At 64.2% G+C, this 19,131-nt stretch carries 20 protein-coding genes and 1 tRNA gene; 12 read left to right on the forward strand and 9 right to left on the reverse strand.

The features are described from left to right. Positions 1 to 51: 51 nt before the first annotated feature. Positions 52 to 366: a Grx4 family monothiol glutaredoxin gene (gene grxD / locus V3596_RS12300; RefSeq protein WP_334278049.1), complete on the forward strand. Its 315-nt coding sequence runs from the start codon at positions 52 to 54 to the stop codon at positions 364 to 366. Then, positions 363 to 941, forward strand: coding sequence for a UbiX family flavin prenyltransferase (locus V3596_RS12305; protein WP_334278050.1), 579 nt, complete (start codon positions 363 to 365; stop codon positions 939 to 941). Before grxD ends, V3596_RS12305 begins: the two co-directional genes overlap by 4 nt. A 3-nt stretch (positions 942 to 944) precedes the next feature. Here V3596_RS12305 and V3596_RS12310 read toward each other — a convergent pair whose 3' ends face one another. Further along, complete coding sequence (locus V3596_RS12310) at positions 945 to 1,565, reverse strand: lytic transglycosylase domain-containing protein (protein ID WP_334278051.1); 621 nt, start codon at positions 1,563 to 1,565, stop codon at positions 945 to 947. A gap of 5 nt (positions 1,566 to 1,570) precedes the next feature. Then, positions 1,571 to 3,316, reverse strand: coding sequence for a proline--tRNA ligase (locus V3596_RS12315; RefSeq protein ID WP_334278052.1), 1,746 nt, complete (start codon positions 3,314 to 3,316; stop codon positions 1,571 to 1,573). Positions 3,317 to 3,436: 120 nt separating this feature from the next. Between V3596_RS12315 and V3596_RS12320 the strand changes: the two genes are divergently transcribed. Beyond that, entirely contained in the window at positions 3,437 to 4,051 is a 615-nt protein-coding gene (locus V3596_RS12320) for an RNA pyrophosphohydrolase (RefSeq protein WP_334278053.1), read from the forward strand. Between the two features lie 28 nt (positions 4,052 to 4,079). Here V3596_RS12320 and proB read toward each other — a convergent pair whose 3' ends face one another. From proB to rplU, 4 genes are all read right to left on the reverse strand, one after another. Beyond that, positions 4,080 to 5,201 (reverse strand): glutamate 5-kinase, encoded by a 1,122-nt coding sequence (proB, locus tag V3596_RS12325; protein ID WP_334278054.1) that lies wholly within the window; start codon positions 5,199 to 5,201, stop codon positions 4,080 to 4,082. After that, positions 5,201 to 6,277 (reverse strand): Obg family GTPase CgtA, encoded by a 1,077-nt coding sequence (gene cgtA / locus V3596_RS12330; protein ID WP_334278055.1) that lies wholly within the window; start codon positions 6,275 to 6,277, stop codon positions 5,201 to 5,203. The genes proB and cgtA overlap by 1 nt, the downstream gene beginning before the upstream one ends. A 161-nt stretch (positions 6,278 to 6,438) precedes the next feature. Beyond that, entirely contained in the window at positions 6,439 to 6,696 is a 258-nt protein-coding gene (gene rpmA / locus V3596_RS12335; RefSeq protein WP_282823984.1) for a 50S ribosomal protein L27, read from the reverse strand. A gap of 46 nt (positions 6,697 to 6,742) precedes the next feature. Further along, the gene (gene rplU, locus V3596_RS12340; RefSeq protein ID WP_282823985.1) at positions 6,743 to 7,054 is read right to left on the reverse strand and encodes a 50S ribosomal protein L21; all 312 of its coding nucleotides are present in this window, start codon (positions 7,052 to 7,054) and stop codon (positions 6,743 to 6,745) included. Positions 7,055 to 7,361: 307 nt separating this feature from the next. On the opposite strand from rplU, the gene ispB reads away from it, so the two are divergent. From ispB to V3596_RS12380, 8 genes are all read left to right on the forward strand, one after another. Then, complete coding sequence (ispB, locus tag V3596_RS12345) at positions 7,362 to 8,291, forward strand: octaprenyl diphosphate synthase (RefSeq protein WP_334278057.1); 930 nt, start codon at positions 7,362 to 7,364, stop codon at positions 8,289 to 8,291. A 72-nt stretch (positions 8,292 to 8,363) separates the two neighbouring features. Then, positions 8,364 to 8,440, forward strand: a tRNA-Pro gene (locus V3596_RS12350). A 289-nt stretch (positions 8,441 to 8,729) separates the two neighbouring features. Then, on the forward strand, positions 8,730 to 10,454 hold the full coding sequence (gene pilB / locus V3596_RS12355) for a type IV-A pilus assembly ATPase PilB (protein ID WP_334278058.1): 1,725 nt from the start codon (positions 8,730 to 8,732) through the stop codon (positions 10,452 to 10,454). Positions 10,455 to 10,504: 50 nt separating this feature from the next. After that, on the forward strand, positions 10,505 to 11,728 hold the full coding sequence (locus tag V3596_RS12360) for a type II secretion system F family protein (RefSeq protein ID WP_334278059.1): 1,224 nt from the start codon (positions 10,505 to 10,507) through the stop codon (positions 11,726 to 11,728). After that, the gene (locus V3596_RS12365; RefSeq protein ID WP_334278060.1) at positions 11,728 to 12,660 is read left to right on the forward strand and encodes a prepilin peptidase; all 933 of its coding nucleotides are present in this window, start codon (positions 11,728 to 11,730) and stop codon (positions 12,658 to 12,660) included. Before V3596_RS12360 ends, V3596_RS12365 begins: the two co-directional genes overlap by 1 nt. Before the next feature lie 29 nt (positions 12,661 to 12,689). Further along, a complete protein-coding gene (gene coaE, locus V3596_RS12370) occupies positions 12,690 to 13,283 on the forward strand; it encodes a dephospho-CoA kinase (protein ID WP_334278061.1) in 594 nt (197 codons plus the stop codon). Positions 13,284 to 13,359: 76 nt separating this feature from the next. Beyond that, positions 13,360 to 14,115, forward strand: coding sequence for a cell division protein ZapD (zapD, locus tag V3596_RS12375; protein ID WP_334278062.1), 756 nt, complete (start codon positions 13,360 to 13,362; stop codon positions 14,113 to 14,115). Beyond that, a complete protein-coding gene (locus V3596_RS12380) occupies positions 14,112 to 14,306 on the forward strand; it encodes a DNA gyrase inhibitor YacG (protein ID WP_334278063.1) in 195 nt (64 codons plus the stop codon). The genes zapD and V3596_RS12380 overlap by 4 nt, the downstream gene beginning before the upstream one ends. Here the strand turns inward: V3596_RS12380 and V3596_RS12385 are convergent. From V3596_RS12385 to tal, 3 genes are read right to left on the reverse strand one after another with little or no spacing between them, the layout of a single operon-like run. Further along, on the reverse strand, positions 14,295 to 14,915 hold the full coding sequence (locus V3596_RS12385; protein WP_334278453.1) for an HAD family hydrolase: 621 nt from the start codon (positions 14,913 to 14,915) through the stop codon (positions 14,295 to 14,297). The genes V3596_RS12380 and V3596_RS12385 overlap by 12 nt on opposite strands. A gap of 2 nt (positions 14,916 to 14,917) precedes the next feature. After that, entirely contained in the window at positions 14,918 to 16,528 is a 1,611-nt protein-coding gene (gene pgi / locus V3596_RS12390; RefSeq protein ID WP_334278064.1) for a glucose-6-phosphate isomerase, read from the reverse strand. Positions 16,529 to 16,530: 2 nt separating this feature from the next. After that, positions 16,531 to 17,478 (reverse strand): transaldolase, encoded by a 948-nt coding sequence (gene tal / locus V3596_RS12395; RefSeq protein WP_334278065.1) that lies wholly within the window; start codon positions 17,476 to 17,478, stop codon positions 16,531 to 16,533. 167 nt (positions 17,479 to 17,645) lie between these two features. On the opposite strand from tal, the gene zwf reads away from it, so the two are divergent. Continuing rightward, positions 17,646 to 19,091 (forward strand): glucose-6-phosphate dehydrogenase, encoded by a 1,446-nt coding sequence (zwf, locus tag V3596_RS12400; protein WP_334278066.1) that lies wholly within the window; start codon positions 17,646 to 17,648, stop codon positions 19,089 to 19,091. The last annotated feature ends 40 nt before the right edge of the window (positions 19,092 to 19,131 follow it).

Raw genomic sequence — 19,131 nt, forward strand, 5'->3', positions numbered from 1 at the left:
CATGTGCCCTGGCCGATAATCACCCCCATCCTGAACCTGGGGCAAATTCCTATGAGCGACGTACAACAACGCATCGATGAGCTGGTCAAGAACAACCGCGTCGTGCTGTTCATGAAGGGCACAGCCCAATTCCCGATGTGCGGCTTTTCCGGCCGCGCGATCCAGATCCTCAAGGCCTGCAACGTCAGCGACCTGAAGACCTTCAATGTGCTGGAGGACGAAGAAGTCCGCCAAGGCATCAAGGACTACGCCAACTGGCCCACCATCCCGCAGCTCTACGTGGCCGGCGAATTCGTCGGTGGCTCGGACATCATGATGGAGATGTACCAGGCGGGTGAATTGCAGCAGGTGCTGGGCGGCCAGTGAGTGCTGCCAGGCCACGGCTGGTCGTGGGCATCACCGGTGCCAGTGGTGCGGCCTATGGCTTGCGTCTGCTGCGCCGAGCCCGTGAGTTGGGTGCTGAGACGCACCTCATCGCCACATCGGCCGGCATCCTCAATGTCCACCATGAGCTGGGTCTGTCGCGCGATGCGCTGGAGGCCGAGGCCGACCACAGCCATGCACCCGGCGACATCGGCGCCTGCGTGGCCAGCGGCAGCTTCGCCACGGCCGCCATGGTCGTCGCACCCTGCTCGATGAAGAGCCTGGCCGCCATTGCCCATGGCTTTGGCGACAACCTCCTGACCCGCGCCGCCGACGTGACCTTGAAAGAACGCCGCCGCCTGATCCTGATGGTGCGTGAAACGCCATTGAACCTGGCGCATCTGCGCAATATGACGGCCGTGACCGAAATGGGCGGCATCGTCTTTCCGCCGCTGCCGGCCTTCTATCATCGTCCGCAGACCATAGCCGAACTGATCAACGAAAGCTGCGAACGGGTGCTGGAGCTGGCCGGCCTGGCCGGCGCGGCGCCACAGGCCTGGAACGGCCTGCGCGGCTGAGCATCAGACCTCGCCCGGCATCAGCCACTGGCGGCGCGAGGCGAACACTGCATTGGGGTATTCGGCTCGGCCACGGCTGCCGTTGTAGCGGCCGAGGGCGAGGAACATGTCGCCCTTCTCGCGGTCCAGGTAGTGGCGCAGGATCACGCAGCCGAAGCGCAGATTAGTCTGCATGTGGAAGAGCCGCGAGGCCTGGCCATCGCCGATCACGCGGGTCCAGAAGGGCATCACCTGCATGTAGCCGCGCGCGTCGGCCGTGCTGATGGCGTACTTGCGAAAACCGCTCTCGACCTGGATCAGGCCCAGCACCAGTGCCGGCTCCAGGCCCGCGCGCTTGGCCTCGTACCAGACGGTTTCCAGGAACTCGATGCGCGTCAGCGCCTCGCTCTTGCGCTTCTTGAGCTTGTCGCTCATTACGCCCAGCCACTTCATGTACTCGAGGCGAGGCTCCAGGCTGTCAAAGCGCGGCTTGGGCGGTGCACTGTTGGCGATGGAAGCTGACAGCGCCGAACGCACAGCGTCGGCCAGGGGCTCTTCTATCTGCGCGCCGGCCAGCGCGGGGCGCCACGCCAGCAAGGGCGTGAGCAGCCCGGCGCTGAGCAGGGCGCGTCTTCTCAAACTCATCCGTCTCAGGCCTTGAGGCGCGCCTTCAGGTGCGCGACCACGTCGGCCACGGCCACCTTGCTGGCCTCGGCATCGCGGCGGCCCTGGTATTCCAGCTGGCCTTCCTTCAAGCCACGGTCGGAGATGACCACGCGGTGCGGCACGCCAACCAGTTCCCAATCGGCAAACATCGCACCCGGGCGCTCGCCACGGTCATCCAGCAGCACATCCACGCCCAGCGCCTGCAGCTCGTCATGGAGCCTGACTGCTGCTTCCTTCACGGCCTCGCTGCGGTCCATGCCGATGGGGCACAGCACCACCGAGAACGGCGCAATCGCGTCCGGCCAGATGATGCCGCGCTCGTCGTGGCTCTGCTCGATGGCAGCGCCCAGGATGCGGGTCACGCCGATGCCATAGCAGCCCATCACCATCAGCTGGGGCTTGCCGGTTTCATCGAGATAGGTGGCGTTCATGTCCTTCGAGTACTTGGTACCCAGAAGGAAGACATGGCCCACTTCGATGCCGCGCTGGATGGCCAGCACGCCCTTGCCGTCCGGCGACGGGTCGCCGGCCACGACATTGCGGATGTCGGCAATCACGTCAGGCTCGGGCAGGTCGCGGCCCCAGTTGGCACCAGTGAAGTGGAAGTCTGCCTCGTTGGCGCCACAGACAAAATCACTCATCTGGGCCACGGTGCGATCCGCCACGACCTTGACCGGCTTCTTCAAGCCGATGGCGCCCAGGTAGCCAGGCTTGCAGCCGAAGTGATCTTCGATCTCGGCCACGGTGGCGAAACGGAAGCCGGCCTTCAGCCCGTCCAGCTTGCCGGCCTTCACCTCGTTCAGCTCATGGTCGCCGCGCACCAGCAAGAGCCAGACGGTGGATTTGATGATGTCGCCCGACTCGCTCTTCTCATCGGTGGCCAGCACCAGTGACTTGACGGTCTGCGTCAGCGGCAGGCCCAGCAGCGCGGCAACGTCTTCGCAAGTGCTCTTGCCCGGCGTCGGGGTCTTGGTCAGCGCCTGCGTGGCGGCGCCACGAGCAGCCAGCAAGGCAACGCCTTCGGCCAGCTCGATGTTGGCGGCGTAGTCGCTGGTCGGGCAGTAAACGATGGCGTCTTCGCCGGTGTCGGCAATCACCTGAAACTCGTGCGAGCGGTCGCCGCCGATGGCGCCGGTGTCGGCGGCGACAGCGCGGTACTGCAGACCGAAGCGGTCGAAGATGCGCTGGTAGGCGGCGAACATCGCGTCGTAGCTGACGGTGGCGGTGGCCACGTCACGGTCGAAGGAATAGGCGTCCTTCATCGTGAATTCGCGGCCGCGCATCAGGCCGAAGCGGGGGCGACGCTCGTCCCGGAACTTGGTCTGGATGTGATAGAAATTCTTCGGCAGCTGCTTGTAGCTGCGCAGCTCCTGGCGGGCGATGTCGGTGATCACCTCTTCGCTCGTGGGCTGGATGATGAAGTCGCGGTCGTGGCGGTCTTTCACGCGCAGGAGCTCGGGGCCCATCTTGTCGAAGCGGCCGGTTTCCTGCCACAGCTCGGCGGGCTGCACGACGGGCATCAGAAGCTCGACGGCGCCAGCTCGGTTCATCTCCTCGCGGATGATGCTTTCCACCTTGCGGATCACCCGCAGGCCCATGGGCATGTAGTTGTAGATGCCGGCACCCAGGCGCTTGATCATGCCCGCGCGCATCATCAGCTTGTGGCTGACCACTTCTGCGTCGGCAGGGGCTTCCTTGAGGGTGGAGACGAAGAACTGGGAGGCTTTCATACGGTGCAGCTGGCAAAACTGGCCCCGCGGGGCCAGATGTTCTTGTGAGGGTTAGCGAGGAGAGCGCCGGGACGGCGACCCAATGCAATAATCGATCCAACTATAGATTTGAGGTTGATTATGCTCGACCGTGAAGGCTTCCGCCCCAACGTCGGCATCATCCTGCTCAACCACAGGAACGAAGTGTTCTGGGGCAAACGCATCCGGACGCATTCCTGGCAGTTCCCGCAAGGGGGCATCAAGTACGGCGAGACGCCCGAGCAGGCGATGTACCGCGAGCTCCACGAAGAGGTGGGGCTCACCGACGAGCACGTGCGCATCATTGCGCGTACCCGCGACTGGCTGCGCTACGAGGTGCCTGAGCACTTCATCCGGCGCGACGCACGCGGCCACTACCGCGGCCAGAAGCAGATCTGGTTCCTGCTGCAGATGACCGGTCGCGACAGCGACATGAATCTGCGCGCCACCGACCACCCCGAGTTCGATGCGTGGCGTTGGAACGAATACTGGGTGCCGCTGGAAGCCGTGATCGAGTTCAAACGCGGCGTCTATGAGATGGCGCTGACCGAACTCGCGCGCTACCTGCCGCGCATCAACCATCACAACCGCTATCTGCGCTCAGGCATGAGGCCGCAGCATCGCGAAGCTGGCCCGCGTGAGTCGGACAGCGCGGCCATGCCGCTGGGCGGCAATGAGCAAGCGGTGGCGCCGGCCACGGATGACTTGAAGCCTTAGGGGCTCGCGCGCCAAAGGCCGGTCCTGGCTAGGCAAGGACCAGGTTGTTCTTGTGAATCAGCTCTGGCTCGGCTGCATAGCCGAGCACCCGCTCGAACTCGCTCGATGGTTTGCGCGCTATCAGGCGGGCCTCGGCGCTGGAGTAGTTCGTCAGGCCGCGAGCCAGCTCATGGCCCGACGCATCGCGCACGGCGATCACGTCGCCGCGATGGAACTCGCCCTGAACATCGACAACCCCGATAGGCAAGAGACTCTTGCCCTCGCCTTGCAGCTTGGCTGCCGCACCCGCGTCCACGGTAACCGCACCACGCATCTGCAGGTGATCGACCATCCACTGCTTGCGAGCCGCCAGCTTCTGCGTGCTGGCAAGCAGCGCCGTGCCGATGGCCTCGCCCGCGGCAAGCCGCAGCAGGACATCGGGCTCACGCCCCCAGGCGATCACGGTAGAAGCGCCGCTGCCGGCCGCTCGCTTGGCAGCCAGGATCTTGGTGATCATGCCGCCGCGGCCCAGCGATGAGCCCGCACCACCGGCCATCTGCTCCAGCTCCGGTGTGCCGGCAATGGCCTCGTCGATGAAGCGGGCGCTTGGATCCTTCCGCGGGTCGGCCGAATACAGGCCCTTCTGGTCGGTCAGGATGACCAGGGCATCGGCTTCAACGAGATTGGCGACCAGGGCGCCTAGCGTGTCGTTGTCACCGAACTTGATTTCGTCGTTGACGACGGTGTCATTCTCATTGATGACCGGCAGCACGCGGTGCTGCAGGAGCGTGAGCAGCGTAGAACGCGCGTTCAGGTAGCGCTCACGGTCGGCCAGGTCGGCATGGGTGAGCAGCACTTGCGCGCTGCCCATGCCCTGCTCGCGCAGCTTGGTCTCATACATCTGGGCCAGGCCCATCTGCCCGACGGCCGCTGCGGCTTGCAGCTCATGAACCTCTTTCGGCCGAGTGGCCCAACCCAGGCGCTTCATGCCTTCGGCGATGGCGCCACTGGATACCATCACCAGCTCGCGCCCCTCGCTGGCCAGCTGGGCCAGTTGTCGGCACCAGTTGGCAATGGCCTCGGCATCGACGCCGCGGCCCTCATTGGTGACCAGGCTGGAGCCGACCTTGACGACGATGCGGCGCGCGTCTTTCAACACCGAGGCTGCCATCAGACCGCCCCTTGATCACCGCCCTCCGGAGCGGCAAAGCGGACGTCTGGCTCGACATGGCGGTATTGCGCGGCGGCCACATGCTCGTAGATCGCGTGGATCAGCGGCTGGCAGCCTTCGCGTGTCAGCGCCGAGATCTCGAAGACCGGGCCCTTCCACTTGTAGCGCTTGACGAAGTCCTTGACGCGCGCCGCACGTTCTTCTGCCGGCACCATGTCCAGCTTGTTCAGCACCAGCCAGCGCGGTTTGTCGTAGAGCTCCTGGTCGTACTTCTTCAGCTCGGCCACGATGGCCTTGGCTTCGGCGACCGGATCCACCTCGGGATCGAACGGCGCCAGGTCGACCACATGCAGCAGCAACCGCGTGCGCTGCAGGTGGCGCAGGAATTGATGGCCAAGGCCTGCGCCTTCGGAGGCACCTTCGATCAGGCCGGGAATGTCGGCGACCACAAAGCTCTTCTCTGGCGCCACGCGCACCACGCCCAGGTTCGGGTGCAGCGTCGTGAACGGATAGTCGGCAATCTTGGGACGGGCGTTCGAGACGGCCGTGATCAGCGTGGACTTGCCGGCATTGGGCTGACCGAGCAGACCGACGTCGGCCAGGACACGCAGCTCCAGCTTGACCTTCTTGGCTTCGCCAGGCCAGCCGGGCGTCTTCTGACGCGGGGCGCGGTTGGTGCTGGTCTTGAAATGCAGATTGCCGAAGCCGCCGTCGCCGCCCTTGAGCAGCAGCACCTTCACATCCGGCTCGAGCAGCTCTGCAATGATCTGTTCGGTTTCGACGTCGCGGATGATGGTACCCACCGGCATGCGCAGCACGATGTCTTCAGCGGCAGCGCCGAACTGGTCGGAACCGCGGCCGGCCTCGCCGTTGCGAGCCTCATGGCGACGCGCATAGCGGTAGTCGATCAGGGTATTGAGGTTCAGGTCGGCCATCGCATAGACACTGCCGCCCCGGCCGCCGTCACCGCCGTCGGGACCACCGAAGGGAATGAACTTTTCGCGCCGGAAACTGGCACAGCCGGCACCACCATTGCCGGCCACGATGTCGATGGTGGCTTCGTCGACGAACTTCATACGCTTGCTTTTCGAGCCCGATGGGCCATGGTAAGCCAGACCTTCAAAAAGGCCAGGCTCGACGCAGCCGTAAAAAACAAAGCCCCGGACGATGCCGGGGCTCTTGCTTCACGATGCGGCCGGCTGCTGCCACCGCATCATGCCCGCTGAATCTTGGAGATTCAGGCCGGCGTGACGAAAACCGTCTGACGGTTCTTTTCACCCTTGATGGCGAACGACACTTGGCCGTCAACCAGCGCGAACAGCGTGTGGTCCTTGCCCATGCCGACATTGGTGCCTGCGTGGAACTTGGTACCGCGCTGACGCACGATGATCGAACCTGCCGAGATCAGCTGGCCACCGAAGGCCTTGACGCCCAGCATCTTGGGTTTGGAGTCGCGGCCGTTCCGTGTGGAACCGCCGCCCTTTTTCTGTGCCATGGATTAGCTCCTTGAAACTGTTGGCGAAGAAGACGGGGCGTTTCGCTTAGGCGTTCACCGCGCTGATTTGCAGCTCGGTGAAGTTCTGGCGATGGCCTTGACTCTTCTTGTAGTGCTTACGACGGCGCAGCTTGAAGATGCGCACTTTGTCGTGCCTACCGTGAGCCACAACCGTGGCGGTAATGCTTGCACCAGCAACCAAGGGAGTGCCAATCTTCAGATCCGCGCCGCTACCGACGGCGAGAACTTGGTCGATCACAATCTCTTGGCCAACATCCGCAGCAATCTGTTCTATCTTGATCTTTTCGCCAGCAGCAACTTTGTATTGCTTGCCGCCGGTTTTTATGACCGCGTACATATCAGCCCTTTCAACATTAATCGCCCGTGCCGCTACCCTGCCAATCGAAGTCGGCGGCCTCGGCACGAGACCCTCTCAACGCCCTTCATCGAGCGCAGAGCCCGCGAGTGTAGCAGTTTCGCAAAACAAGGGCAAACCCTGTGAAAGCGGCACATCGCTGCCTCGGCCTGCTTGACCAAGGGCACAGGGCTGATGGAAAGCTGTTTCTATAATCTCGACTTCATTTCATTGAGAGCAAAGAGTGCAAGCCGCGTCAGCCTCGCCCCTTTCCCCTGTCGCCGAGGTCCTCGCCGCGTTGAGCGCAGAAATGCTCGAGGTTGATGCCGTCATTGCCCGGCGACTCAAGTCGGACGTGGCGCTGATCAACCAGATCGGCAGCTACATCGTCCACGCGGGCGGCAAGCGCATGCGGCCCAAGCTGGTGCTGCTGTTCGCGAATGCACTGGGCTATCAGGAAAACGCCCGCTTCGAGCTGGCCGCGGTCGTTGAATTCATTCACACCGCGACCCTTCTGCACGACGACGTCGTCGACGAGTCCTCCCTGCGGCGCGGCAAGGCCACGGCCAATGCGCTGTTCGGCAATGCGGCAAGCGTGCTGGTCGGTGACTTCCTTTACTCGCGCGCCTTCCAGATGATGGTGTCGGTTGACCGGATGCGCGTGCTGGAGGTGCTGGCCGAAGCGACCAATGTGATCGCCGAAGGCGAGGTCCTGCAGCTGATGAATATGCACGACCCCGACGTGTCGGTGGAAAGCTATCTGCGCGTGATTCGCTACAAGACCGCCAAGCTGTTCGAGGCCAGCGCGCGGCTGGGCGCCGTGCTGGCGGATGCAAACCCCGAGATCGAAGAAGCCTGCGCAGCCTATGGTCGCAGCCTGGGCACCGCCTTCCAACTTATCGACGATCTGCTGGACTACGAAGGCGATTCACATGAGCTCGGCAAGAACGTTGGCGACGACCTGCGCGAAGGCAAGCCCACGTTGCCGCTGCTGATCGCCATGGAACGCGGGAACGCTGAACAGCGCCAGCTGATCCGCCACGCCATCGAGCATGGCGAAGTCGAGCGACTCGGCGAGATCGTGCAGATCGTTCGTGGCACCGGAGCGATTGAAGCCACCCGCCTGGCCGCACGCGCCGAAGCCCAGAAGGCGCGTGACGCAATAAATGCACTGCCTCTCAATAAGTGGCGCGAATCTCTGCTAGAATTCGCAATTCAGTCAGTTGAGCGAACTTCTTGATCTTCCATGAAGACGCTTGATTGAAGAGATTGAAAGCTTGATGCCTTCTCCAGGCGGTCATGCTTTGTAAATCGGGGTGTAGCTTAGCCTGGTAGAGCGCTACGTTCGGGACGTAGAGGCCGGAGGTTCGAATCCTCTCACCCCGACCAACATCTCTTCAAATCACTGACTTTGGCTCCGGCGCCCGCGCGCCGCCTGGCCCACTCGCTCCCACTGTTCTGTCTCAGTCCGACCCAATTCGAACGACCAGGCACGCCCTCCAAGGGCCTGGCCCGCGGTAGTCGCATCTGCACGACAAGGCACAGGCTTGTGCGCACACTGTCACACCCAGGCGTCGCACCCGGGAAAAAGCTCGGTTTACAGTGTGAAATCGATGGGTCATGATGACCCGCTTTCATTGAACATGCGGGTTGTTTCCCGCCTAGCAAGCGCTTGCACGTGGACATCACTTTGGCCGAGTCGACCCATTCCTCCCTTTCAGGGGTCGCGCGCGTGCTCGTCCACGCCGGCAAGCTGCCGGCCAAGACCGCCGAAGACCTGGTTCGCCAGGCCCGTGAGAAGAAGATCAGCTTCGTCAACGCGCTGATGGCCGCCTCTGCGCTTTCGGCGGTCGATCTGGCGCACACGCTGTCGCACGCGCTGGCACTGCCGGTCATGGACCTGAACGCGGTGGACGCCCAGCGGCTGCCGCAGAACATCATCGAAGCCAAGCTGGCGCACCAGTACCAGGTGGTGGTACTGGGCCGCCGCGGCAACCGGCTCTTCATTGGCGGCGCCGACCCGACCGATCAGGAAGTCGTTGAGCGCATCAAGTTCGCCACCCAGCTCTCGCCCGAGTGGGTCATCATCGAGCACGACAAGCTCAGCAAGATGCTGCAAGGCTCAGGGTCGAGCGCCAGCGAGCAGCTGGAGTCGATTGCCGGCGGCGACTTTGAGTTCGATGTCGCTGAGGAAGACCCTGCGGCGCAGCAGGAAGCGGCCGACATCGCCACCGACGTCGAAGACGCACCGGTCGTGCGCTTCCTGCAGAAGATGCTGATCGACGCGATCAATCTGCGCGCATCCGACCTGCACTTCGAACCCTACGAGTACCACTACCGCGTCCGCTTCCGCGTGGACGGCGAGCTGCGCGAAATCACCCAGCCGCCGATCGCCATCAAGGACAAGCTGTCCTCCCGCATCAAGGTCATTTCGCGCCTGGACATTGCCGAGCGCCGCGTGCCGCAAGACGGCCGGATGAAGCTCAAGTTCGGCGCCAAGGCGATCGACTTCCGGGTCAGCACCCTGCCGACGCTGTTCGGCGAGAAGATCGTGATCCGGATTCTCGATCCGTCTTCCGCCAAGCTGGGCATCGAGGCCCTGGGCTACGAGAAGATCGAGAAGGACCGGTTGCTCGCCTGCATCTTCAGGCCCTATGGCATGGTGCTGGTGACCGGCCCGACCGGGTCGGGCAAGACCGTCTCGCTCTATACCTGCCTGAACATCCTCAACCAGCCCGGCGTGAACATCTCCACCGTCGAGGATCCTGCCGAAATCAACTTGCCCGGCATCAACCAGGTCAATGTCAACGACAAGGCAGGCCTGACCTTCTCTGCCGCGCTGAAGTCATTCCTGCGCCAGGATCCGGACATCATCATGGTCGGCGAAATCCGCGACCTCGAAACGGCCGACATCGCCATCAAGGCTGCGCAGACCGGCCACATGGTCATGTCGACGCTGCACACCAATGACGCTCCCACCACGCTGACCCGCCTGATGAACATGGGCGTGGCCCCGTTCAACATCGCCTCCAGCGTGCTGCTGATCACGGCGCAGCGTCTGACGCGCCGCCTGTGCGAGAACTGCAAGACACCGGCTGACTATCCGCGCGACGCGCTGATACGCGCCGGCTACGCCGAAGAAGATCTGGATGGCAGTTGGCGGCCGTACCGCGCCGTCGGTTGCGGAAGTTGCAACAACGGTTACCGTGGGCGGGTAGGCATTTACCAAGTGATGCCGGTGACCGAGCCCATCCAACGCATCATCCTGACCCAGGGCACGGCCATCGACATCGCCGTCCAGGCGGAGAGCGAGGGCGTGCGCGACTTGCGCAAGTCGGGCCTGGTCAAGGTGCGTGCCGGCGTGACCACGCTGGAAGAAGTGCTCGCGGCCACCAATGAATAAATCGCAGGCGCGCATCCGCCGCCTGCCAGGGCCCCCGCCCAGGAGTAACTATGGCAACTAGTGCATCGGCAGCAGCCAAGGTCAAGGACTTCGTCTTCGAGTGGGAGGGCAAGGACCGCAATGGCAAGATCGTCCGCGGCGAACTCCGTGCCGGCGGCGAAGCCATGGTCAGCGCCACGCTGCGTCGGCAGGGCATCCTGGTCAGCAAGGTCAAGAAGCGCCGCGCCAGCGGTGGCAAGGCGATCAAGCAGAAGGACATTGCCGTCTTCACCCGCCAGCTGGCCACGATGATGCGAGCCGGTGTGCCACTTCTGCAGTCCTTCGACATCGTCGCCCGCGGCAGCACCAACCCTCGCCTGACGCGTCTGCTGAACGAGATCCGCCAGGACGTCGAGACCGGCACCAGCCTGTCCTCATCGTTCCGCAAGCATCCGATGTACTTCGACGCGCTCTACTGCAACCTGGTCGAGGCTGGTGAGTCGGGCGGTATCCTGGAAGCGCTGCTGGACCGCCTGGCGATGTACCAGGAAAAGACGGTCGCCCTGAAGAACAAGATCAAGTCGGCACTGACCTACCCGATTGCGGTGGGTGTGGTGGCCTTCATCGTGGTCGCCGTGATCATGATCTTCGTCGTGCCGGCGTTCGAAGACGTGTTCAAGTCCTTCGGCGCCGACCTGCCAGCGCCCACGCTGTTCATCATCGCGCTGTCCAAGTTCTTCGTCGGCTACTGGTGGCTGATCTTTGGCAGCATCGGCGGCGGCGGCTACTTCTTCATGCAGACCTGGAAACGCTCGGAGAAGATGCAGAAGGCCATGGACCGCCTGATGCTCAAGATCCCTGTCTTCGGCGACCTGCTCTACAAGTCGGCCGTGGCGCGCTGGACGCGCACGCTGTCCACGATGTTTGCAGCCGGCGTTCCGCTGGTGGAAGCGCTCGACTCAGTGGGTGGCGCCTCGGGCAATGCGGTGTTCAGCGAAGCCACCGAGAAGATTCAACGCGACGTCTCGACCGGCGCGGCACTGACGACTTCCATGCAGTCGACCGGCATCTTTCCGACCATGGTGCTGCAGATGGCCGCCATCGGTGAAGAGTCGGGTTCGCTGGACCACATGCTGTCCAAGTCGGCCGAGTTCTATGAAGACGAAGTGGATGAAGCGGTCAAGGCACTGTCCAGCCTGATGGAGCCCATCATCATCGTCTTCCTGGGCACCATCATCGGCGGCATCGTGGTCTCCATGTACCTGCCAATCTTCAAGCTCGGTCAGGTGGTTTGATGATTGCAGATTACGCCTGGCTCCTCTCACCGGCCGCCCTTTTCGTCCTGGGCCTTTGCATCGGCAGCTTTCTCAACGTCGTCATCCATCGCCTGCCCCTGATGATGGAGCGGCAGTGGTTCGGCGACGCCGCGGCGCAGCTGGCCGAGTCCGAGCCGGTCCAGAAGATTGCCGCGCTCGGCAAGCCAGAAGCCGACAAGTTGGCCAGCGCGGCTTCTGCCCTCGTCAAGAAGCTTGAAGCGCTGCCGGCGCTGACGCTGTCAAAGCCCCGCTCTCGCTGCCCGCATTGCGGACACCAATTGGCCTGGCACGAGAACGTGCCCTTGCTCGGCTGGCTGCGCCTGGGCGGCCGCTGCGCCAAGTGCAAGGCGCCGATCTCCAAGCGCTATCCACTGATCGAGCTGACGACGGGCCTGATGTTTGCCGCCCTGTCCTGGCGCTTTGGCGCCCAACCCACCACCCTGCTGTGGTGCGCCTTCGCGGCCACCCTGCTGGCACTCGCCGCCATCGACTGGGACACCACCCTGCTTCCCGACTCGCTCAACCAGCCGCTGCTGTGGGCCGGCTTGCTGGCTTCGCACCTGGGCTTGACTCTTGTGCCAATGCATGAGGCCCTGGCGGGCGCGCTCGTGGGCTATCTCTCGCTCTGGTCGGTGTACTGGGTATTCAAGCTGGCCACCGGCAAGGAAGGCATGGGCTATGGCGACTTCAAGCTGCTGGCCGCGCTGGGCGCCTGGCTGGGCTGGAAGATGGTCCTGCCCATCGTGCTGGGGGCTTCGGTGATCGGTGCCATGGTCGGCATCGGCATGAAGATGTCCAGCGCCCTACGTGAAGGGCGCTACGTGCCCTTCGGCCCCTTCCTCGCGGGCGGCGGCTTCGTTGTGCTGTTCGCGGGCTCAGAGCGCGTGCTGGGCTGGCTGGGCTGGGTCTGATGCCCGGCCCGCGTGGTGCCGGGCAAGCCATGCGAATCGGCCTGACCGGCGGCATCGGGAGCGGCAAGAGCACCGTCTCACGTTGCTGGCAGGCACTCGGTGCCACCGTCATCGACAGCGACGCCATCGCCCGTGAATTGACGCTGGCCGGCGGCGCGGCCATGCCACTTATCGTGGCCGAGTTCGGAGCCTCCATGCAGGCTGCCGACGGCGCACTGGACCGCCTGCGCATGCGTGAGCTGGCCTTCGCCGAGCCCGGTGCACGCCAGCGCCTGGAGTCCATCCTCCACCCCTTGATTGGCATTGAAACCGAAGTCCGCGCACAGGCATCGACCAGCGACTTCATCGTCTTCGACGTGCCCTTGCTGGTCGAGTCCGGTCGCTGGCGCCGCAAGGTCGAACGCGTGCTGGTGGTCGACTGCAAGCTGTCGACGCAAGTCGACCGTGTGATGAAACGCTCAGGCTGGGAGCGCGCGGCGGTCGAAGCCGTGATCGCCCAGCAGGCCAGCCGCGCACGCCGCCGGGCGGCGGCCGACGCCGTGATCTACAACGAAGGGCTGTCTCTGGAGCGTTTGCAGCAGCAAATCGAAGGCCTGGCCGCGCATTGGCGGCGGGAAGCCTGAAGATGTTATGAAACAATCGGGCCCATCGCGCGCAGCACCCCGTTTGCCGCAACGCAGCTGTTGAGGAATGGCCCCCTTGGTCCTATACGAATACCCGTTCAACGAGAGCATCCGTACGATGCTGCGTCTGGAACACCTGTTCGACCGCCTGGGGCAGTTGATCCCGCGCGAAACGCCACTGGACCATCACTTCGCGCTGGCCACGATCTTCGAGATCATGGACGTGGCTTCGCGTGCAGACCTCAAGTCCGACCTGCTGAAGGAACTGGAGCGCCACAAGGCCCAGCTCAACAGCTATCGCGGCAACCCGGCCATTGCCGAGGTGGCGCTGGACGAAGTCATTGCACGGATCGACCACGCCTTTGCCGGCATCAACCAGCTCGCCGGCAAGGCCGGCCAGGCCCTGACGGCCAATGAATGGCTGATGAGCATTCGCAGCCGCATCTCCATTCCCGGCGGCACCTGCGAGTTCGACCTGCCGGCCTACTACACCTGGCAGCAGTTCCTGCCGGCGCGTCGTCGCAAGGACTTGATGACCTGGACGCAGTCGCTGATGCCGCTGGCCGAAGGCCTCAACGTGCTGCTGGGCCTGCTGCGCGATTCGGGTTCGCCGCACAAGGTGGCAGCGCAAGGCGGGCAGTTCCAGCAAAGCCTGGGCGCTGGCCGCACCTATCACTTGCTTCGCCTGAAGATCGACCCCAGCCTCGGCCTCGTGCCCGAAATCAGCGGCCATCGGCTGATGGTCTCGGTGCGCTTGATGCGCCAGGACGAAGAGGGTCGCCTGCGGCCTTCGCAACAGGACGCCAGTTTCGAGCTGACGCTTTGTTCATGAGTGAGCCGGTGAACAAGCAGCGCATCGTGCGCTGCCCGACCTGTGCGGGCGACAGCCTCTTCGCGCCCAGCAACATCTGGCGCCCGTTCTGCTCGGAGCGCTGCCGCCAGATCGACCTCGGCGCTTGGGCCAGCGAAGGCTTCCGGGTGGAAGCCAGCCCGCCAACTGACGAGCAGGACCTAGAGCAGTAGGCCCCTGGCCTGCAGCGCTGCTCGCGCGGCGGCCGCGCCGGTGAACAGCTCGGCCTGCCAGCCACAGGCTCTGGCCGCTTCGATGTTCACGGGGTGATCGTCCAGCAGCAGCAGTGACTCGGCCGGCACGCCGAAACGCGTGACCGCCAGCTCGAACACCGCGGCCCGCGGCTTGGAATGTTTGACCCGGCCCGAGAACACACCGCTCTCGAACCAGTCATTCAGCGGATGCAGTTGCTCCAGATGATCGGCCAGCGGTTCGGGCATGTTGGAGAGGAAGAACAGGCGATGACCCGCCCTCTTCAAGTCTTCGATCAACGAGACCGTGCCTGCCTGCAATTGCAGCTCTTGCGGCACTGAATCGACCACCTGCTGCACATCCTCGCGCGGCCAGCCGGTGCGCGCGCTGACACGATCAACCACCGTCGATTCGTCGATCAGACCCTGATCAAACGCGCCCCAGTCGCCGCCATAGTTCTCGAAGAACTGCGCCGCGACCGCAGCGCCGGCTTCCAGATTGGGCACGCGCTCAGGCCAGACGCGCGCCAGAAAACTCGGCGGATGCCAGCGGAACAGCACGCCGCCGAAGTCAAAGACGACGTTGGCCACGCTCAAGCCTTGAGATGCTTCAGGAGGCCGGCTGTCGAGCCGTCCAGGCCCGCTACATCCCCTGACACAAGGCGCGGCAGCAAGGCCGAGCACAGCGCCTTGCCGAGCTCCACGCCCCATTGGTCGAAGCTGTTGATGCCCCAGAGCGCGCCGCTCACGAACACGCGATGTTCATACAGGGCAACCAAGGCGCCGAGCGAGCGCGGGCTCAGTTCATCAAGCACGAAGGTCGTGCTGGGGCGATTGCCAGGGAAGCTGCGGTGGCGGGCCACTGTCTGCGCGTCGAGCGAAGCTGAGGCTGTCGGCGCCTTCTCACCAAGCGCCTCCTCCACCGACTTGCCCTGCATCAGCGCCTGCGACTGCGCCAGGCAATTGGCCAGCAGCTTCTGGTGCTGGTCGTTGAGACGTTCCAGCAGCTCGCCGCTGACACCAAAGCGCGGCGTCTTCACGGCGATGAACTCGACTGGAATCACGTCCGTGCCCTGGTGCAGCATCTGGAAATAGGCATGCTGGCCGTTCGTACCTGCTTCGCCCCAGACGACCGGGCTGGTGGCATATGGCAAGGCCTGCCCCTCGCGGTCCACACCCTTGCCATTGCTCTCCATCTCGAGCTGCTGCAGATAGGCCGGCAGGCGCTTCAGGCCCTGGTGATAAGGCGCGACGCTGCGGCTCGTGAAGCCGTGGAAGTTGCGGTACCAGATGTCGATCAGCGCCAGCAGCACCGGCAGGTTCTGCGCGAGCGGTGCCGAGCGGAAATGCTCGTCCATCGCGTTTGCGCCAGCCAGCAAGGCCCGGAAATTCTCACCGCCGATGGCAATTGCAATCGGCAGGCCGATCACCGACCACAAGGAATAGCGGCCGCCGACCCAGTCCCAGAAACCGAAGGTCGTCGTGATGCCGAATGCGCCGGCCGCCTGCGTGTTGCTGCTGGTGGCGACGAAGTGCTTCGCGATGTCGGTACCGCCCGCCGCCTGGAACCATGCCTTGGCCGCCAGCGCGTTGGCCAGGGTCTCTTGCGTCGTGAAGGTCTTGGAGGCAATGACGAAGAGCGTGCTCGCCGGATTCAGCGCCTGCAGCACCGGGGCCAGGTCATGCCCGTCTACGTTCGACACGAAATGCAGCTTGATGCCGGGCCGGCCATAGGCCTGCAGCGCCTGCACCACCATGGCCGGGCCGAGGTCGCTGCCGCCGATGCCGATGTGGACCACGTCGGTGAAGCCGGCAGCCGGCACGCTGTCGGCGAATGCCAGCATGCGCTCGAGCGACGCCTGCACCTCCGCACCGTGCAAGCCACTGCCTGCCGGCGCGCGCAGCGCCGTGTGCAGGACCGCGCGGCCTTCGGTATGGTTGATGGCCTCGCCGGCAAACATCGCCTCGCGTTGTGACTCAAGCCCGCAGTCCTGTGCCAGTTGCAAGAGCAGCTTCAGCGCGGCGGCGTCGATGCGGTTCTTGGACAGGTCGGCAAAGACCTCGGGCGAGCGCAGTGACCAGTCGGCAAAGCGATCCGGCTCGGTCGCGAAGGCCTGGCGCAAATCAAAGCTGCGGCCGGCGGCTTCGTAATGAGCTTGCAGGGCGCCCCAAGCCGGGCTCTGGTCACAACGCGGGAACTTCATCGTCAGGAACTCGCAATCATCTGGTCGAGCTTGGCCGAATCGACGGCGAAAGCGCGGATGCCTTCGGCCAGCTTTTCTGTGGCCATGGCGTCCTGGTTGAGGGCAAAGCGGAAACCCGCTTCATCGTAGGAAACTGCGGCGATGTCGGCCTTGCGGGCGGCCTCGGCGTCGAGGGCGCGGGTCAGCGGCGCATCGCTTGCTTGCAGCTGGGCCAGCAGGTCGGGGCTGATGGTCAGCAGGTCGCAACCAGCCAGCGCCTGGATCTGGCCGACGTTGCGGAAGCTCGCGCCCATCACCTCGGTCTTGATGCCGTGCTTCTTGTAGTAGGCATAGATCTGCGCCACCGACTTGACACCGGGGTCGTTCGCGCCGGCTTGCTCGGCTTCGTTCCAGGCGGCACCGGCCGACTTCTTGTACCAGTCGTAGATGCGGCCCACGAAAGGCGAGATCAGTTGCACGCCGGCTGCGCCGCAGGCCACGGCCTGGCAGAAAGCGAAGAGCAAGGTCAGGTTGCAGCGGATGCCTTCGCGCTCCAGCTCCGCGGCGGCCTGGATGCCCTCCCAGGTCGAGGCGATCTTGATCAGCACGCGCTCGCGGCCGATGCCGGCGGCTTCGTACAGGGCCATGATGCGCTTGGCGCGGGCCACGGTGGCAGCCTTGTCAAAGCTCAGACGGGCATCGACTTCGGTCGACACGCGGCCCGGCACGACCTTCAGGATTTCAAGGCCGAAGCGCACCAGCACTTCATCGACGATCTGGTCCAGCGCCTTGCCCTTGTGTGCAGCCACGGTGCCCTTCAGGAGCGGGGCATAGTCGGGCGACTGCACGGCCTTCAGGATCAGCGAAGGATTGGTCGTCGCATCGCGAGGCGCGAACTGCGCCAGCTGCAGGAAGTTGCCGGTGTCGGCGACGACGGTGGTGAGGGCCTTGAGTTGGTCGAGCTGGTTCATGGCGGTGCTTTGCGCTAGCTGCAGAGATAAACCCCGATTAGAACCGCCCCAGCGGTCCGGATTGACCCTTGCAAGAAACTCGGGCATCATAATTCCCGTAACTTCGTTACATCAAGAGAACTTTTTAGGCGTACTTTCCAAGGACCACCCTGCAGGTGGCAGCACGCATGTCATTCGATCTCGTTTTCTTCGGCGGTACTGGCGATCTCACCTGGAGAAAGCTGATGCCAGCCCTGTTTCAGGCCTTCCGACACGGCAAGCTTCCGGCCGGTGGCCGCATCCTCGCGGTGGCCCGCGACGAGATGCCCGACGAGCGTTACCGCGAGTGGCTGAAAGAGCGCTTTCGTGAGGTCGAAGGCCCCAAGCGCCCGAATGATGAAGAGTTCGAGAAGTTCGCGGCCCTGGTGCACTACCGCCGCATGGACCTGTCGCAGCCCGAGCATTACCAGCGCCTGAAGGAATGGCTGGGTGAGCGCCAGGCAGACACCGTGGTGCTCTATCTGGCCACCAGCCCGCACCTGTTCACGCAGATCTGCGAGCAGCTCGGCGCCGCCGGCCTGAATGAGCCCCGCGTGCGCGTGGTGCTAGAAAAGCCGCTGGGCCACGACCTGGCCAGCGCGCAGGAAATCAACAAGGTGGTGCGCTCGGTGTTCGCCGAATCGCAGGCCTTTCGCATCGACCACTACCTCGGCAAGCCCTCGGTGCAGAACCTGATGGCGCTGCGCTTCGGCAATGCACTGTTCGAGCCGCTGTGGCACCGCGAGAGCATCGCCAACATCCAGATCACGCTGGCCGAAGGCCTGGGCGTCGGCACCCGCGGCCCGTTCTATGACGGCACCGGCGCGCTGCGCGACATGATCCAGAACCATGCGCTGCAACTGCTGACCATGATCGCCATGGAACCGCCGGCAACGAACGACGCCGATGCAATCCGCGATGAGAAGCTCAAGGTCCTGCGCTCGCTGAAGCCCTTCACCGCCGAGTCGGTGGCGCGCGATGTGGTGCGTGGCCAGTACCGGGCCGGCAATGTCGATGGCAAGGCCGTGGTCGGCTACCTGGACGAAGCCAAGATCCCCGAAGACAGCCCCTGCGAAACCTTTGTCGCGCTGCGCACCGAGGTGCAGAACTGGCGCTGGGCCGGCGTGCCCTTCTACCTGCGCACCGGCAAACGCCTGGCGGCCCGCGACGCCCAGATCGTCGTCAATTTCCGCCCGGTGCCGCATCCGATTTTCCCGGGCACCAACCAGCCCAATCGCCTGGTGATCAAGCTGCAGCCGGAAGACGGCCTGGAGCTGCAATTGCTGGCGGCCAAGGGCGGCGCGCATGGCGAGTCGCTGGCGCCGGTGTCGCTGGACCTGGACTTCGACAAGGCCTTTGGCAGCGCCCGCGTCGGTGCATATGAGCGGCTCTTGCTGGACGCCATTGCCGGCCGCCTGAACCTGTTCGTGCGCAGTGACGAGCAGGAGCAGGCCTGGCGATGGGTCGAGCCGATCCTGGAAGCCTGGAAGCACGACACCAACGGGCCGCGCACCTACAACGCCGGCTCGTGGGGCCCGGCCGCCGCCAGCGCGCTGGTGGCACGCGATGGCAATTCGTGGGCGGAAGAGTCGTGAGCCCGGCGCAGGGCCGCCCCAAGACGGGCTGCACCCCCTC

The organism is Roseateles microcysteis (assembly GCF_036880965.1).
In the GTDB taxonomy this organism is placed as follows: Bacteria; Pseudomonadota; Gammaproteobacteria; order Burkholderiales; family Burkholderiaceae_C; genus JAUASW01.

Coding starts and splice junctions, on each gene's coding strand:
- proB (WP_334278054.1), bottom strand. CDS start 5,201: ATGGCAGCCTCGGTGTTGAAAGACGCGCGCCGCATCGTCGTCAAGGTC.
- rplU (WP_282823985.1), bottom strand. CDS start 7,054: ATGTACGCGGTCATAAAAACCGGCGGCAAGCAATACAAAGTTGCTGCT.
- V3596_RS12365 (WP_334278060.1), top strand. CDS start 11,728: ATGATTGCAGATTACGCCTGGCTCCTCTCACCGGCCGCCCTTTTCGTC.
- rpmA (WP_282823984.1), bottom strand. CDS start 6,696: ATGGCACAGAAAAAGGGCGGCGGTTCCACACGGAACGGCCGCGACTCC.
- V3596_RS12320 (WP_334278053.1), top strand. CDS start 3,437: ATGCTCGACCGTGAAGGCTTCCGCCCCAACGTCGGCATCATCCTGCTC.
- grxD (WP_334278049.1), top strand. CDS start 52: ATGAGCGACGTACAACAACGCATCGATGAGCTGGTCAAGAACAACCGC.
- V3596_RS12380 (WP_334278063.1), top strand. CDS start 14,112: ATGAGTGAGCCGGTGAACAAGCAGCGCATCGTGCGCTGCCCGACCTGT.
- V3596_RS12315 (WP_334278052.1), bottom strand. CDS start 3,316: ATGAAAGCCTCCCAGTTCTTCGTCTCCACCCTCAAGGAAGCCCCTGCC.
- cgtA (WP_334278055.1), bottom strand. CDS start 6,277: ATGAAGTTCGTCGACGAAGCCACCATCGACATCGTGGCCGGCAATGGT.
- ispB (WP_334278057.1), top strand. CDS start 7,362: ATGCTCGAGGTTGATGCCGTCATTGCCCGGCGACTCAAGTCGGACGTG.
- pgi (WP_334278064.1), bottom strand. CDS start 16,528: ATGAAGTTCCCGCGTTGTGACCAGAGCCCGGCTTGGGGCGCCCTGCAA.
- tal (WP_334278065.1), bottom strand. CDS start 17,478: ATGAACCAGCTCGACCAACTCAAGGCCCTCACCACCGTCGTCGCCGAC.
- coaE (WP_334278061.1), top strand. CDS start 12,690: ATGCGAATCGGCCTGACCGGCGGCATCGGGAGCGGCAAGAGCACCGTC.
- V3596_RS12360 (WP_334278059.1), top strand. CDS start 10,505: ATGGCAACTAGTGCATCGGCAGCAGCCAAGGTCAAGGACTTCGTCTTC.
- zwf (WP_334278066.1), top strand. CDS start 17,646: ATGTCATTCGATCTCGTTTTCTTCGGCGGTACTGGCGATCTCACCTGG.
- V3596_RS12310 (WP_334278051.1), bottom strand. CDS start 1,565: ATGAGTTTGAGAAGACGCGCCCTGCTCAGCGCCGGGCTGCTCACGCCC.